General features: G+C 36.1%; 12 protein-coding genes. 9 read left to right on the top strand and 3 right to left on the bottom strand.

The window, feature by feature from the left end:
• The first annotated feature begins 4 nt into the window (after nucleotides 1-4).
• Nucleotides 5-361, top strand: a complete 357-nt coding sequence (locus EUC40_RS21570) for a YlbF/YmcA family competence regulator (RefSeq protein WP_000164613.1) — start codon at nucleotides 5-7, stop codon at nucleotides 359-361.
• Nucleotides 362-427: 66 nt separating this feature from the next.
• On the opposite strand, the gene EUC40_RS21565 is transcribed toward EUC40_RS21570, so the two are convergent.
• Nucleotides 428-1,024 (bottom strand): NDxxF motif lipoprotein, encoded by a 597-nt coding sequence (locus EUC40_RS21565; protein ID WP_156576560.1) that lies wholly within the window; start codon nucleotides 1,022-1,024, stop codon nucleotides 428-430.
• Between the two features lie 13 nt (nucleotides 1,025-1,037).
• Complete coding sequence (locus EUC40_RS21560) at nucleotides 1,038-1,595, bottom strand: HAAS signaling domain-containing protein (RefSeq protein ID WP_156576559.1); 558 nt, start codon at nucleotides 1,593-1,595, stop codon at nucleotides 1,038-1,040.
• Between the two features lie 402 nt (nucleotides 1,596-1,997).
• On the opposite strand from EUC40_RS21560, the gene alsS reads away from it, so the two are divergent.
• The 4 genes from alsS (at nucleotide 1,998) to EUC40_RS21540 (ending at nucleotide 6,878) form a co-directional block, all read left to right on the top strand.
• The gene (gene alsS, locus EUC40_RS21555) at nucleotides 1,998-3,686 is read left to right on the top strand and encodes an acetolactate synthase AlsS (RefSeq protein ID WP_156576558.1); all 1,689 of its coding nucleotides are present in this window, start codon (nucleotides 1,998-2,000) and stop codon (nucleotides 3,684-3,686) included.
• 16 nt (nucleotides 3,687-3,702) lie between these two features.
• A complete protein-coding gene (gene alsD, locus EUC40_RS21550) occupies nucleotides 3,703-4,461 on the top strand; it encodes an alpha-acetolactate decarboxylase (protein WP_156576557.1) in 759 nt (252 codons plus the stop codon).
• Between the two features lie 187 nt (nucleotides 4,462-4,648).
• On the top strand, nucleotides 4,649-5,728 hold the full coding sequence (locus tag EUC40_RS21545) for a glycosyltransferase (RefSeq protein WP_084064530.1): 1,080 nt from the start codon (nucleotides 4,649-4,651) through the stop codon (nucleotides 5,726-5,728).
• Between the two features lie 40 nt (nucleotides 5,729-5,768).
• Nucleotides 5,769-6,878: a glycosyltransferase gene (locus tag EUC40_RS21540; protein ID WP_156576556.1), complete on the top strand. Its 1,110-nt coding sequence runs from the start codon at nucleotides 5,769-5,771 to the stop codon at nucleotides 6,876-6,878.
• 95 nt (nucleotides 6,879-6,973) lie between these two features.
• Here EUC40_RS21540 and EUC40_RS21535 read toward each other — a convergent pair whose 3' ends face one another.
• Nucleotides 6,974-7,588 (bottom strand): DNA-3-methyladenine glycosylase, encoded by a 615-nt coding sequence (locus EUC40_RS21535; RefSeq protein ID WP_151627771.1) that lies wholly within the window; start codon nucleotides 7,586-7,588, stop codon nucleotides 6,974-6,976.
• Nucleotides 7,589-7,722: 134 nt separating this feature from the next.
• Between EUC40_RS21535 and EUC40_RS21530 the strand changes: the two genes are divergently transcribed.
• From EUC40_RS21530 to EUC40_RS21515, 4 genes are all read left to right on the top strand, one after another.
• Complete coding sequence (locus EUC40_RS21530; protein WP_151627772.1) at nucleotides 7,723-8,595, top strand: Cof-type HAD-IIB family hydrolase; 873 nt, start codon at nucleotides 7,723-7,725, stop codon at nucleotides 8,593-8,595.
• Between the two features lie 211 nt (nucleotides 8,596-8,806).
• Entirely contained in the window at nucleotides 8,807-10,297 is a 1,491-nt protein-coding gene (locus EUC40_RS21525; RefSeq protein WP_156576555.1) for a coproporphyrinogen III oxidase, read from the top strand.
• 385 nt (nucleotides 10,298-10,682) lie between these two features.
• On the top strand, nucleotides 10,683-12,239 hold the full coding sequence (locus EUC40_RS21520) for a fatty acid--CoA ligase (RefSeq protein ID WP_156576554.1): 1,557 nt from the start codon (nucleotides 10,683-10,685) through the stop codon (nucleotides 12,237-12,239).
• Between the two features lie 582 nt (nucleotides 12,240-12,821).
• Nucleotides 12,822-16,187, top strand: a complete 3,366-nt coding sequence (locus EUC40_RS21515) for a Cna B-type domain-containing protein (protein WP_156576553.1) — start codon at nucleotides 12,822-12,824, stop codon at nucleotides 16,185-16,187.
• Nucleotides 16,188-16,211 lie beyond the last annotated feature (24 nt).

The following is a 16,211-nucleotide window of genomic DNA, read 5'->3' as shown; positions in this document are numbered from 1 at the left end:
TAAAATGACAAAAAACATTCATGATGTTGCATATGAATTACAAAAAGCAATCGCTGAAAACGAAGACTTCAAAACGTTAAAAGAAAGCTACGCAGCAGTTCAAGCTGATGCAGCTTCAAAGAACTTATTCGATGAGTTCCGTACAATGCAACTTAGCCTACAACAAAAAATGATGCAAGGTCAAGAAATCACTGAAGAAGATAACCAACAAGCACAAGAAGTTGTAGTTCGCATTCAACAAGATGCTAAAATCACAAAATTAATGGAAACTGAGCAACGTCTAAACGTTGTAGTTGGTGACATTAATAAAATTATCATGAAGCCACTTGAAGAATTATATAACGCGCAACAACAAGCGTAATAGTGGAAGACGCCCCTTGGATGGGGCGTCTTTTTTATTTAGGGCATTTGATATTTGTATAGAACGTTATTTTTTGAAATACTCAGTCTCAATGTTCTTTTCCTTCAAAAACTTTTCAATTTCTTCTTGCTTCCTACCATTAACTTTCTCAAAGTGTTTTGTAAAAGAAAAATCAGTCTTGAATAAGTTACCATCTTCAGCGAGTTTGTCTAGTTCTTGCTCTAGTTCTACTGAAAGTGCCGTAGATGATGAAATATATTCATGAATTTCCTTCGAAGGCTGTTTGTAATCATTAGGGATCGTATTGTTACTAATAAAATTATGGAAGTTCGCATCGTTTTGTTGCGCTAAATCTACTAGTTGTTTTAATTTCTCCCGATCAGATTCCGTAGCATTCTCGTCAGACATAGCTGACGAAAGTGGAACTATGTTTTCGTATAGCTCTCCGCTATAATCTAAATACGTTTTTATATTTTGTTTCATTTCGTCTTCGTTAATAGTTTCATTCTTTTTTGAGGAAGTGAATATAGTTTCCGGAATTTTAATCGAAACATCTTTAATAGATTGTACATCGTTTTCTTCCTTAGGTTGTGAACTGTTTGAGCAAGCTGATAGAAATACAATAGTGAGTAACATAATTGGGTATAAAATATACTTTTTCATATTAATCTCCTTATTATCTTTGTAAAATAGCAATATTCCATTTCAAATACTTTACTAAAAGTGCATATAGATGTTTTACCATTTGATAACATATGACGGATATCAGTAAACCGACGCAAAAAGCGATGAACACATTATAAACATCGGAATAACTAATTTGATGAAACCCTTTAAAGAATCCTAATCCTATTAATAAAATAGGTGAAATAATTAATATTGGAGTAGCGATGATCAGTGCTAGTAGAATCGGTAATAAAAAGAGTAGTACGAAAAAGGCGATAATGATAAAGGCAAAGTTTAAAACACTTAAGCTCATAACAGAAAAAAGTGCGGTTATCATATTTTTAAAGCTTCGTTTATTGTCAGCATTGCTTATTGCATATGAAACATTAAGTTCTTTAGCGATCGTTTTAGGGTTTCCTAGTTTTTTAGAAATTTCCTCTTCAGATATTCCATCTTGTTTACCACTAATAAAATGAGTTTCGTACTCTGAGATAATATCCTCCTTTTCTAAATTAGGCATATTCCGTAGGGAGGAACTAAGTTGGCTTAAAAATTCACTTTTGTTCATTACAATCACTGTCCTTTATAAAATGATGAATTAAAGCTGAGAATCCTCTCTTTTTTGAAAGGGCGATATACTAATCATGAACTTTATTCCAATTAATGGGTGTTCCAATATTTACAAATATATCATTTGCTAGTATTCTTTGCAAGGTACTGTGATTTTTTTTATACTGTGATGAAATGGAAGTTTTTTGTGTATTTTTAGAGGAGATATAAAAATATTATTCTAGGATAAATAAAGGGTTGTAAGCGTATTCTTTGATGCTTGTCAAAAAACTGTCAAATTCATATCATTGGAAAAATAATGCATTTGTAATATAATGATAAACAATACTTCACTACGTTAATTAACTAGGTGAAGTTAAAAATCTTTATTACACACATTATGAAATAAAGGGTGATTAGTTTGAGTACAGGTGTAAAAGCAAACGACGTGAAGACAAAAACAAAAGGAGCAGATCTTGTTGTTGATTGTTTAATTAAACAAGGTGTTACACATGTTTTCGGTATTCCAGGAGCGAAGATTGACTCTGTATTTGATGTACTGCAAGAAAGAGGACCAGAGTTAATTGTTTGTCGTCATGAACAAAACGCAGCATTTATGGCAGCTGCGATTGGTAGATTAACAGGGAAACCGGGCGTATGTCTTGTAACTTCAGGACCAGGGACATCAAATTTAGCGACAGGTCTTGTTACTGCGAATGCGGAGAGTGATCCCGTTGTTGCTTTAGCTGGTGCAGTTCCACGTACAGATCGATTAAAACGTACGCACCAATCTATGGATAATGCTGCACTATTCGAACCAATCACAAAATATAGCGTAGAAGTAGAGCATCCTGATAATGTGCCAGAAGCATTATCAAATGCATTCCGAAGTGCGACTTCTACAAATCCAGGCGCTACTTTAGTAAGTCTTCCGCAAGATGTTATGACTGCGGAAACGACTGTAGGGTCTATCGGTGCGCTTTCTAAGCCACAGCTTGGAATCGCTCCCACACATGATATTACATATGTAGTAGAAAAAATAAAATCAGCGAAATTACCAGTTATTTTACTTGGTATGAGAGCAAGTACAAATGAAGTGACGAAAGCTGTTCGTGAATTAATTGCGGATACAGAACTTCCTGTCGTTGAAACATATCAAGCAGCTGGTGCCATTTCACGTGAGTTAGAAGATCATTTCTTTGGCCGCGTTGGATTATTCCGTAACCAACCAGGTGATATTTTACTAGAAGAAGCGGACCTTGTTATTTCTATCGGTTATGACCCAATTGAGTATGATCCGAAATTCTGGAATAAACTTGGAGACAGAACGATTATTCATCTTGATGACCATCAAGCAGATATCGACCATGATTACCAACCAGAACGTGAATTAATTGGTGATATCGCTTTAACTGTAAATAGTATTGCGGAGAAATTACCGAGACTTGTATTAAGTTCGAAATCAGAAGCAGTATTAGAAAGATTACGTGCGAAATTATCAGAACAAGCAGAAGTTCCAAATCGTGCATCAGAAGGTGTTACGCATCCACTTCAAGTTATTCGTACACTGCGTTCTTTAATTGATGATGATACAACTGTTACGTGTGACATCGGTTCCCATTACATTTGGATGGCAAGATGTTTCCGTTCTTATGAACCACGTAGGTTATTATTTAGTAACGGTATGCAAACGTTAGGTGTTGCACTTCCTTGGGCAATTGCTGCTACTTTAGTAGAACCAGGTAAAAAAGTAGTTTCCGTATCAGGTGACGGTGGTTTCTTATTCTCAGCGATGGAATTAGAAACAGCGGTACGTTTAAATTCTCCGATCGTACATCTTGTATGGAGAGACGGTACGTATGATATGGTTGCGTTCCAACAAATGATGAAATACGGTAGAACATCGGCTACAGAGTTCGGTGATGTTGATATTGTGAAATATGCAGAAAGTTTTGGTGCGACAGGTCTTCGTGTTAACGCGCCTGATGAATTAGAAGGTGTATTAAAAGAAGCACTAGCAGCAGACGGCCCTGTCATTATTGATATTCCAATCGATTACCGTGACAACATTAAATTAAGTGAAAAATTATTACCAAACCAATTAAACTAATGGAGGCATGGTTGAGATGACTGTTGCGCAATTAATTGATATTGATGCAAAAAGAACGAAAATGAGTAACGAAGTATATCAAACATCTACAATGCTTGCGCTATTAGATGGTATATATGATGGTGTGATTAGCTTTGAGGAACTAAAGGAACGTGGTGATTTCGGTATCGGCACTTTTGATCAATTAGATGGTGAAATGATTGCGTTTGATAACGAATTTTATCATTTACGTTCAGACGGTTCGGCAGAAAAAGTGGAGCCAGAAGAAACAACACCGTTTGCGACGGTAACGTTTTTTGAAAAAGAAATGAGTTATACAGTAGAGCGTCCGATGAAACGTGAAGAAGTGGAAGCTTTATTACATGAATTAATGCCTAGTAAAAACCTATTTTACGGTATTCGAATGGACGGTACGTTCCGTGAAGTAAGGACGAGAACTGTTCCAAGACAAGAAAAACCGTATACACCACTTGTTGAAGTGACGAAATCACAGCCAATCTTTTCATTTAAAAATACAGAAGGTACGCTCGCTGGATTTTGGACGCCAGATTATGCGCAAGGTATTGGTGTAGCCGGATTCCACTTACATTACATTGATGATGAAAGAAGTGGGGGCGGACATGTTTTCGACTATGTTGTTGAAAACTGTACGATCCAAATTTGTCAAAAAGCTCATATGCATTTAGCACTTCCAGAAACAGCTGATTTTATGGCAGCTGAATTATCAAGAGAAAATTTAGAGGATAATATTGCGACTGCGGAAGGTGCAGATTGACACTTTCGCCCATAAAGAAATAAGTGACTAACGTCAGTAGGAAAAAAAACGAAGCTTTATTCAAGCTTCGTTTTTTTTATTGCCGCGTAATCTCCTTATAAAATGCCTCTATCCAAACGCAACTGTGAAGCAAAGGAAATATAATTTTCCCTCTAAACATATATATCAAAAGGATAGGGGGGATATGATGGGAAACTCAATTGCTATTAGTTTATGTATGATTGTAAAAGATGAGGAACAAACGATATCAAAATGCTTAGAATCGGTCAAAGGTATTGTGGATGAAATTATTATTGTAGATACAGGTTCCACAGATGCTACAAAAGAAATTGTGCAGAAGTATGATGCAAAAATATATGATTTTGAATGGATTGAAGATTTTTCAGCGGCACGAAATTTTGCGTTTTCTAAAGCTACAAAGGAATATATTCTTTGGCTAGACGCAGATGACATAATAGCTACGGAGGATAGAAAGAAATTTCTGCAGTTAAAAGATACGTTACATCGTAGTACGGATGCAGTATCGATGCATTATTACTTAACTTTTGATGCAGAAGGAAAACCAACGCATTCTTTAAGGAGATATCGATTAGTTAAAAGAAGTAGAAATTTTCAATGGCATGGATTTATTCACGAATATTTAGAGGTGTATGGAAACCTTATAAATAGTGATGTTGGGGTAAGTCATAAAAAAGTAAAAGTATATACGAATCGTAATTTGAAAATATACGAAAAACATCTTGAAAGTGGAAAAGAATTTAGCCCTCGTGATGTGTACTATTATGCAAATGAATGTAAGGATCACGGGTTATATGAAAAAGCTATTCAGGGGTATACCAAGTTTTTAGATGAAGGAAAGGGTTGGGTTGAAGATAATATTCAAGCTTGTTTAAAAAGAGCCGAATGTTATTTGGCATTGGAGAATCTTAAACAATCGATCGATTCTTGTTTAGAATCATTTATGTATGACATACCGAGAGGAGAACTTTGTTGTCATTTAGGACGTGTGTTTTTGCAACAAGGTGAATACTCTAAAGCAATATATTGGTACCATGCAGCAATTGACGGACCAAGACCGAAAGATTCTCCATTTGTCCGGGAAGAGTGTCATACGTGGTTGCCACATATTCAATTATGTATTTGCTATGATCGAATAAAAGAATATGAAAAGGCAATTTATCATAATGAAGAAGCTGCAAAGTTCATACCTAATAATCCAAGTATTGAATATAATAGAAAATATTTTGATAGTGTATTCAAAAAATAGTATTTGATAATCATTTTGGCTGCAGAGAGGAGTTTGTTTCATGCTCACAAGTATAATTATATTGACGCATAATCAATTACAATATACAAAAGAATGCATCCAAAGTATTAGAACTTATACAGAGGAAAAAGAATATGAATTAATAGTTGTCGATAATGCGTCAACAGATGGTACTGTAGAATGGTTACAAAAACAATCGGATATTTTGCTAGTGGAAAATGCGGAAAATATGGGTTTTCCAAAAGGCTGCAATCAGGGAATTAAAGAAGCAAAAGGCGATAACATTTTATTATTAAATAATGATGTGGTCGTAACTGAAAATTGGTTAAGTAACTTAATTCGGTGTCTGTATGAAAGTGAGGATACTGGAGCGGTAGGGCCCGTAACTAATAATGCTGCTTACTATACTGCTATACCGACCTTTTATAAAGATATGAAAGAGATGCAGACTTTTGCAACTTTATATAATCAAAGTGATAAAAATAAATGGGAAGAACGTATGAAATTAATCGGATTTTGTATGCTTATAAAAAAATCAGTGTTAGATGAAGTTGGATTACTAGATGAACGATTTACACCAGGGAATTATGAAGATGATGATTTGTCATTAAGAATTTTTGAAAAAGGATATAAATTGTATTTATGTAGAGATACATTTATTCATCACTATGGAAGCGTCTCGTGGAAGGAAGATAGTTTGAAGTTTTCCGTAATTTTACATGCGAATAATATAAAATTGCATGAAAAATGGGGATTTTATGGTGAAGGTTTATACATTCATTATGATTTACTAACAATTTTAGAGCGATTTGCGCCTGATAAAGTAAATGTTCTTCATCTAGGAGCTGGATGCGGTGCAACTTTGTTAGAAATGAAAAGGTGTTATCCAGAGGCTTCCTTATTCGGGGCAGAAGTGAATGAAAAAGCGGCAGCTCTTGCAAATCGGACAGCTCCTACAACTTCTGTTGCGTATGACAAGTTACATGAGGTATTTACTGATCAAAAGTTCCAGTACATTCTAATATCGCATCCTATTGAATTAGCGCAATTCCCTCAGGTCCTACAATCTATTTCGCAACTTTTAACACCAACAGGAACTTTCATTCTGTCGAGATTTAATTTGGAAAATTATAATGCACTAAAAAAATAATGCTTTCAAAATTTTTTCTTTGGCAATAAAACAAAACCGAAATCCAATCTTGGGTCTCGGTTTTTTGACGTGTGATGAAGTATGAAATGGTTCCTTTATTTTGAAACAAAAGGATGCCCCTCGTAATAAAATCGCCACGGATAATGAACAGCTTCTTCTGCATAGTCGATGTTAATACGAGGTCCTGCCGTTATTTTATATTGTGATGACATGTGTTCTTCTTCTGGCATTAATTCAATATGTAACGTGTCACTTTGTAATGATACACCGCGTTCTTCTAAAGTGATGCTAAGTGCACGGCATAGTTTGCCGGGGCCGTTTGTTAAGTTTTTGTACTGCGCTTTTGTGAGATCGGTTTTGTTGTAGCGCGCTCGTTTCATTTCTTCGATTCCATCTACAGGTTCAAGAGCACGAATGAGAATTCCTTGCGGGATGCCAATAGGTGCTGTAATGACGTTAAAACAATGGTACATGCCATAAATTAAATATACGTAAGCATGCCCTGGTGCACCAAACATGACTTCTGTACGATCTGTTCGTCTGCCTCCGTAACTATGTGCAGCCTTATCATCTGGACCTTTGTATGCTTCCACTTCTACAATGATGCCGCTTCGTTTTATGCCGTCTACAATATGTACAAGTTTTTGTCCGAGTAACTTTTTTGCGATTTCTAACGTATCGCCTTCGTAAAAAGAAGGTGGTGCTTGCATTGTACTATCTCCTTTACCGGTTGTATATGTATATAGTAAACCAAATTTTCAGTAGTAATTCTAACTCGTTCTATTTGCTACATTTATTTCATAAATTATGGATAGAGTACAACAGCGAAGAGGGGGAGTGCGACATGATTTATCGCTTACTAGCTCTTAATATAGATGGGACACTACTATACAACAATGGAAAAATTGCAAAAGGATTACGAGAAACAATTGAATTTGTGAAAAGAAAAGATGTATACGTTACATTATTTACGAGCCGTAATTTTCAGTCCGCTCATAAAGTAGCAAAAGCGTTAAAATTAGATTCTATATTAGTGACACACGGTGGTGCTTTCGTTTCAGCAACGTTAGATAAGCCGTATGTTCAAAGGAGATTATCTGAAGAGAAGACTTTTAACATTGTGCAAGTATTGGAGCACTTTGATTGTAACGTACGTATTGCCCATGAACGGTTTTCGATAGGGAATCGCGAGAGAAATACACCAAACATAATTGCGCGTACTGTATTATCAAGCGCAGATCCGCTATTTTATCCGGTTCAATTTGTAGATTCGTTAGGGGATGCGCTTCGTGATCATCCAGTAGCCGCGCCAAAAATTGATGTGATTTTCCATAGTAAAGGTGAAAAAGAAAGAGGGCTAAATACATTAAGAAAAGCGTTCCAAGATATAGAGTATGTGGAGTGTGATTCGAAACGAATAGAAATTTTGCCGCAAAATGTATCAAAATTACGTGGATTACAATTGCTTGGAGAGCATTTAAATATTTCGCTAAATGAAATGGTTGCGATTGGGGATAGTATGGAGGATTTAGAAGTAATTGAAAATGTAGGGCTTGGGGTAGCGATGGGGAATGCACCTGTAGAGTTAAAGCAAGCAGCAGACTGGATTACACGTTCAAATAGTGAAAATGGTGTGGAGTACATGATTAAAGAACATTTCCGTAAGCAATTCCCGCTTCCATTTTTGAAAAATCATAAAAACACATCGAGACGATAAAAGGAAAACGTAGCTTTTTGGCTACGTTTTTTTTGTGCGTTTAAGATTCAATTTCAATCGTTAGCATCTTTGTTCGTATTAGTGTAGTTTCGTGAAGAAGCAATATTTATTCAGTTGTAAATAGAATATAAAAATAAGGTAAAAGCTTCTGTATTGACCTGCAAACGCCCTTCAAGTAAACTAAAGAGAGTTTGCAAATGAAAAGGTGATAATGTTGTTAATTTCAATTAAAACGTTACAAGATGATCGTTTTTTACGTCCGCTACAAAATATTGGCGGCTTATTTTTTGAAGATAGTACGATTGGATTTGAACAAGAGGAAGCAAATCTTATCGTTGATATTCACATTGAGGATAATGTGAAAGCATCAGCTCGTTTAACGGATGTTAGCACAGGAAATGTGTATGAAGAAACATTCGCGAAAGATTTATCTGCTTTTACAGATGAAAAAGAGCGTATGAAGCAAGTGAAACACGTTGTTTCTTATGTATATCTTTCTGTCCTTCAGCAGTTAACTGGACTTGAACAAAGCTGGGGTATTTTAACAGGAGTACGTCCAACGAAACTTCTTCACAAAATGCTTCAAAATGGTATGTCAAAAGAAGAAGCACACAAAGAACTTCGTGAAAGCTATTTAATTCATGAAGAGAAAATTGAACTTCTTCAGCGTATTGTTGATTGCCAATTAGCGGTTGTTCCAGATTTATACCGCTTGAAAGAGGAAGTAAGTATTTATATCGGTATTCCGTTTTGTCCGACGAAATGTGCATACTGTACATTCCCAGCTTATGCAATTAACGGACGCCAAGGATCAGTTGATTCATTCTTAGGTGGTTTACATTATGAAGTTCGTGAAATTGGTAAGTTTTTAAAAGAAAAAGGTGTGAAAGTTACGACGATTTATTACGGCGGCGGTACACCGACAAGTATTACAGCAGAAGAGATGGATATGCTGTATGAAGAAATGTATGAAGCGTTCCCAGATGTGAAAAATGTGCGTGAAGTGACAGTTGAGGCAGGTCGCCCAGATACGATTACGCCAGCGAAGCTAGAAGTGTTAAATAAATGGAATATTGACCGTATTAGTATTAATCCGCAGTCATACCATCAAGAAACACTAAAAGCAATTGGACGTCATCATACTGTAGAAGAAACAATTGAGAAGTATCATTTAGCTCGTGAAATGGGAATGAACAATATTAATATGGATTTAATTATTGGTCTTCCTGGTGAAGGGTTAGAAATCTTCAAGCATACGTTAGATGAAACAGAAAAGTTAATGCCAGAATCATTAACAGTTCATACGTTATCATTTAAACGTGCTTCTGAAATGACGCAAAACAAACGTAAATATAAAGTGGCAGGTCGTGAAGAAATTACAGCGATGATGCACGAAGCAGAAGAATGGACACAAAAGCATAATTACGTACCATATTACCTATATCGTCAAAAGAATATTTTAGGTAACTTAGAAAACGTTGGTTATGCAATTCCGACGCAAGAAAGTATTTACAACATTGTTATTATGGAAGAAGTACAATCGATTATCGGACTTGGATGTGGTGCTTCAAGTAAGTTCGTTCATCCGAAGACAGGTGCAATTACGCACTTTGCGAATCCGAAAGATCCAAAATCATATAACGATGGCTTTGTGAAATATACAGAAGATAAACTGAAAATTTTAGAAGAGCTATTTGTGTAAGAGTGAAGAGGTTGTTCCAATTAGGAACAATCTCTTTTTTATCCCGCTTTAATGGGCAGTAAGACCCCCACCTCAAAATTCAGCGAAAGCAAAGAAGTTAGGTGGGGGTCGGGCTGCCCATAAAAGTCCGATTGGTGAAGGCTAATAATCAGTGGGGGATGAAGAAAACCCCCACTGATTAAAGTTTCACTTTATATTGTTAGTTTTTGTTGGTAAGTTGATATATTCGAAAAAACGCTAATATAATTTCACTTACCAAGATGCAGCATCGTTTGTAAAACTATGTCGATAATAATCAGAAAAATTAGTCAAATTATTAGAGGACAATGTCTACTTATAGACGAAATGATAGATTTATGAAAGAGAAAAGGGGGAAAATGTTGGCATGTACATGACGATAGGGAGAATATTTGATTTATCTGTTGGTAAGTATCCAAATAAAGAGGCGTTAGTGGAACCGGAAAAAAATATTCGCTGGACATATAAACAGTGGGATGAACAAATAAATAAAACGGCGCACGCTCTATTAGAAGAAGGGGTAAGAAAGGGAGATTGTGTATCTGTTTACTTATATAATTGCCGTGAATTTGTAAACGTTTACTTAGCTTGTGCGAAAATTGGTGCGATCTTTAACCCGATTAATTTTCGCTTAAAGGCAAAAGAAGTATCTTATATCCTTCAGGATGCATCCTCAAAAGTAGTTGTCTTTGAAAAAGCAGTGGAGTCAACTGTTGCTATGATTGAACGAGATTTTCCTAATTCGTTTTTTTGGTATGTAGAAGACGATACACCTTCCTATGCAAGCTCTTACCATGAAAAAGTAAATGCAGCATCTTCTGAAAAAGTAGATATTGCAATTGATGAAATGGATTATTGTTCTATGCTTTATACGAGTGGTACGACGGGTCATCCGAAAGGTGTGCTGCATCGCCATCGCGATATGGCGGAGCATAGTATGATTTGTACGTATTTCCTAAAATATCATAGAGATAGTGTCGGGCTTGTAGTCGCACCTTTATATCATTGCGGTGAGTTAAACGCTGGAATCATCCCGCGTATTCAAGTTGGCGGGAAGAATGTTATTTTACATCATTTTGATACAGAAACAGTATTACATACGATTCAAGAAGAGAAGATTACAACGTTCTTTGCAGCGCCAACGATGTGGAATATGTTACTGCAAAAAGATTTAGCAGAGTATGATTTAACGTCGATGAAGATCGGTGTTTATGGCGGGGCTGCGATGGCACCAGCGCTAGTGAAGGAATGTAAAGAACGTCTTTATATTGATCTTGTTCAAATATATGGAATGACAGAGATGGGGCCAGTTGTTGCATTTCTAGTAGAAGAGGATCAAATTACGAAAGCCGGTTCAGCAGGAACGCCATGTTTTAGTCATGAAATTCGTATTGTAAAACCGAATGAAGATGCACCGGCAGAACCAGATGATGTATTGCCACCTTATGAAGTAGGAGAAATTATTTTACGCGGCCCAACTATGATGGCTGGCTATCATAACCGTGAAGAAGCAAATGCAAAATCAATGTATAAAGGATGGTATCATTCTGGTGATTTAGGCTACTTCGATAAAGACGGCTATTTATTCGTTGCAGATCGCGTTGATGATATGGTGATTAGCGGTGGAGTTAATATTTATCCTCGTGAAATTGAAGATTTCCTTCATAGTCATCCTGGTGTATTAGATGTTGCAGTACTTGGTGAGCCAGATGAATTATGGGGAGAGCGTGTTGTGGCAGTTGTTGTGAAGAAAGATGAAACAATAACAGAAGCTGATTTAGAAACATATTGTAAAGAAAGTGATGAATTAGCAGATTATAAACGTCCGCGTCATTATTTATTTGTGGATGAACTTCCTCGTAATGCGAGTGGGAAATTACAAAAATTTGTACTGAGAGAGTCGTTGAAAGGCGCGAAAAAGTAAGTGATTGTCTATATAAACAAGGCTATCTTTCTTATTAAGGAAAGATAGCCTTGTTTTTTTAGAATGATCAAGTGAGGTAGTTTGATTAAAAAATAATATGTACATCCTATTTTAGTGTTGAGGCATTGAAATCATATTTTATGTCTTAAATAGAAGTCTTTTTGTAATTACGAAATATATTCATAGTTTAGTATGAGTGGAATAAATAAATTTGAGGGAGAGTGTTGTGGGGCATATTGGAAAAGAAAGATAGTTAGTCATCAGATGACCTTATGAGCGGAATGGTCACTTGGTTTGAAAAGGTTACTACTAAAATAGTAACAAAAATAAGTTTAAATAGCTAGTCTTGTAATATATTTTTATAAGTATTAATATTTATTGTTGGCTGCCCAAAAAGAAGTACAGTGGAACGACATGATTTAGTAAGTGAATGATTAATGAATTGTGTTGTTTATCGCTTTACGTTGCGTGACTAATGGTCATTTGATGCTGCAAATAATCTAGTCGTAACTTTTTTTAAGGTGGTTAAAGAGAGAGAAGATGTAACAACAGAACAAAGTGATAATTAAAATTGGAGGCGTTATGAGTACATATTTAAAAAGAATATCTGTAATTTGTTTTATTTTTACTGTTATCATTGGGCAGGTTTTTCTGCCTATCATAGGGCATGCTCAAGAGTTAAACACGGCAGGGTTTGTTGATAGTTTTGCATTTGAAAAAACAAAATTAAATTATGGGGAAAAGACTAGTATACATGTAAACTTTAGTGAAAAACCTGGAAAGAAAATGAAGTCAGGGGACACATTAACGCTATCGCTTCCTCCAGAATTAATGGGCTATAGTGGCACGATTGCATTGAAGGATGAATCAGGGCGTGTTTTCGGTACGTGTCAGATCAATACAAATAATGTAGTTTGTACATTTAACGATACAGTAGAGAAGCTTGAAAATATTCGAGGGAACTTTAATTTCACTGTTCAAGGTACGAATGTAGAATCAGGAAAAACGAAAGATGTACAAACGAATTTAGGAACAAATTTAGAAAAACAAACGGTAAGTGTTACACACCCGAAAGGGGAAGGTACAGAACCGGGAATCTTTTTCTATAAAGCTGGTGATATTCAGCCAAACAAAAGTGATGAAGTACGTTGGTTTTTAAATTTCAATTTAAAGAAACAATATTTACATGACAATATTGTTTTGAAAGATACTTTACAAGAAGGACAAATGCTTAATAAAGATAGTTTTAATATAACTATTAATAGTAGAGAATATTTGTCTCTTGAGCAATTTCAACAGCGAGGATATGGAACTATAAAGTTTACGGGTGATAACTCATTTGAAGTTGTAATTTATAGACATATGGCGAACGCTACTTCATTTACCGTTTCCTATAAATCAACTATAACTGAGAGTGGAAAAAAGTTAAAATATTTACAGAATGACTATAAACTTGATTATCAAATTTTATATGAGAAACCTATTACTGAAACTAATAGTGCACAGGTTGAAAATATATCATTTGGCGGCGGAGCTGAAGGAGATTTACCTGCAAAAGGAACGCTGCAAATTGTTAAGCATATTGAAGGAAACGAAGGGAAAGTTATCCCAGGTGTTTCTTTTGAATTGTATACAGAGTCAGGACAGAAAATTGGTGATTCTTATACAACAAATGAAGAAGGAATAGTTGAAGCTCCGAATCTTACTCCAGGCAATTACTATGTGCAAGAAATTTCTGCCCCGAACTACGTAGAGTTTGATCCGAAAGCAAAAATTCCTTTCACAATTAAGAAGGATGATATAAACGGAATAAAACTTATGATCCCAAATAAGTTAAAAACTACATCTGTTGTAGGAACGAAAACGTGGAAAGACGACAAAATAAACGATCGCCCAGAAAACATTAAAGTAGATTTACTGCAAAATGGTAAAGTCATTGCAACGAAAGAAGTTACTGCGGCAAATGGTTGGAAATATGAGTTTGAAAATTTAGCAGCAGTTGATAATGAAGGAAAAGCTTATAAGTATGAAGTGAAAGAACAACCTGTATCGGGATATCAGTCGAAAGTTAATGGATATGATATTACAAATATAAAGATCCATGAAGCAACAGAGGTAGAAGAGCAAGGTAAAGAAGAAACAATAGAAGAACTGGAAGAGTCAGTAAAACCGGAAAAACCAAAGGTGACAGAAGAGCCGAATAAGCCAGAAAAACCAGAGGTAACAGACAGACCGGAAATCTGGGTAAAACCAGAAGAAGAAAAGATTGAAGAAGAAACAACAGAAGAACTGGAAGAGTCAGTAAAACCGGAAGCACCAAAGGTGACAGAAGAACCGAATGTGTTAGAGAAACCAGAGGTAACAGACAAACCGGAAATCTGGGTAAAACCAGAGGAAGAAGAAATTGAAGAAGAAACAACAGAAGACTTGAAAGAGTTAGAAAAACCGGAAGCACCAAAGGTAACGGAAGAGCCGAATGAGCTTGAAAAACCAGAGGTGACAGATAAACCGGAAATTTGGGTAGCACCAAAAGAAGAAGTAGTAGAAGAAGAAACAACAGAGGACTTGAAAGAGTTAGAAAAACCGGAAGCACCAAAGGTGACAGAAGAGCCGAATGAGCTTGAAAAACCAGAGGTAACAGATAAACCGGAAATTTGGGTAGCACCAAAAGAAGAAGTAGTAGAAGAAGAAACAACAGAGGACTTGAAAGAGTTAGAAAAACCGGAAGCACCAAAGGTGACAGAAGAGCCGAATGAGCTTGAAAAACCAGAGGTAACAGATAAACCGGAAATTTGGGTAGCACCAAAAGAAGAAGTAGTAGAAGAAGAAACAACAGAGGACTTGAAAGAGTTAGAAAAACCGGAAGCACCAAAGGTGACAGAAGAGCCGAATGAGCTTGAAAAACCAGAGGTAACAGATAAACCGGAAATTTGGGTAGCACCAAAAGAAGAAGTAGTAGAAGAAGAAACAACAGAAGACTTGAAAGAGTTAGAAAAACCGGAAGCACCAAAGGTAACTGAAGAGCCGAATGAGCTTGAAAAACCAGAGGTGACAGACAAACCGGAAATTTGGGTAACACCAAAAGAAGAAGTAGTAGAAGAAGAAACAACAGAAGAGTTGAAAGAGCTAGAGAAGCCGGAAGCACCAAAGGTGACAGAAGAGCCGAATGAGCTTGAAAAACCAGAGGTAACAGAAAAGCCGGAAATTCATGTAGATCTAGAGGAAGAACAGATAGAAGAAGAAACAACAGAAGAACTGGAAGAGTCATTAAAACCGGAAGAACCAAAGGTGACAGAAGAGCCGAATGAGCTTGAAAAACCAGAGGTAACAGAAAAGCCGGAAATTCATGTAGATCTAGAGGAAGAACAGATAGAAGAAGAAACAACAGAAGAACTGGAAGAGTCATTAAAACCGGAAGAACCAAAGGTGACAGAAGAGCCGAATGAGCTTGAAAAACCAGAGGTAACAGAAAAGCCGGAAATTCATGTAGATCTAGAGGAAGAACAGATAGAAGAAGAAACAACAGAAGAACTGGAAGAGTCATTAAAACCGGAAGAACCAAAGGTGACAGAAGAGCCGAATGAGCTTGAAAAACCAGAGGTAACAGACAAACCGGAAATTTGGGTAACACCAAAAGAAGAACAAGTAGAAGTTGAAGCAACAGAAGAGTTACAAGAAGAACAATTGGAAGCACCAAAGGTAACAGAAGAGCCGAATGTGCTAGAAAAACCAGAAGTAAAAGAGCAACCGGAAGTTTCAAACAAACCAGAGGCTCAAGATAAAGTAGAAGCACAAAATAAATCTGAAGTACCATCTAGTAAAGAGAATAATAAGCAATCAAAATCACTTCCTCAAACAGGAGGAGCATCAACTGAAGCTACTTCTACTATTGCAGGTATGTTCGCATTAATTATGGGTGCGTTGTTATTTAGACGCCCGAAAAAATAATGAATTTGAGAGTGTTAAGCTCTT

It is taken from the genome of Bacillus luti, assembly GCF_009739945.1.
Lineage (GTDB): Bacteria > Bacillota > Bacilli > Bacillales > Bacillaceae_G > Bacillus_A > Bacillus_A luti.
Note: the sequence above shows the minus strand (reverse complement) of the source record. Positions and strands in the feature narration are given on the sequence as shown.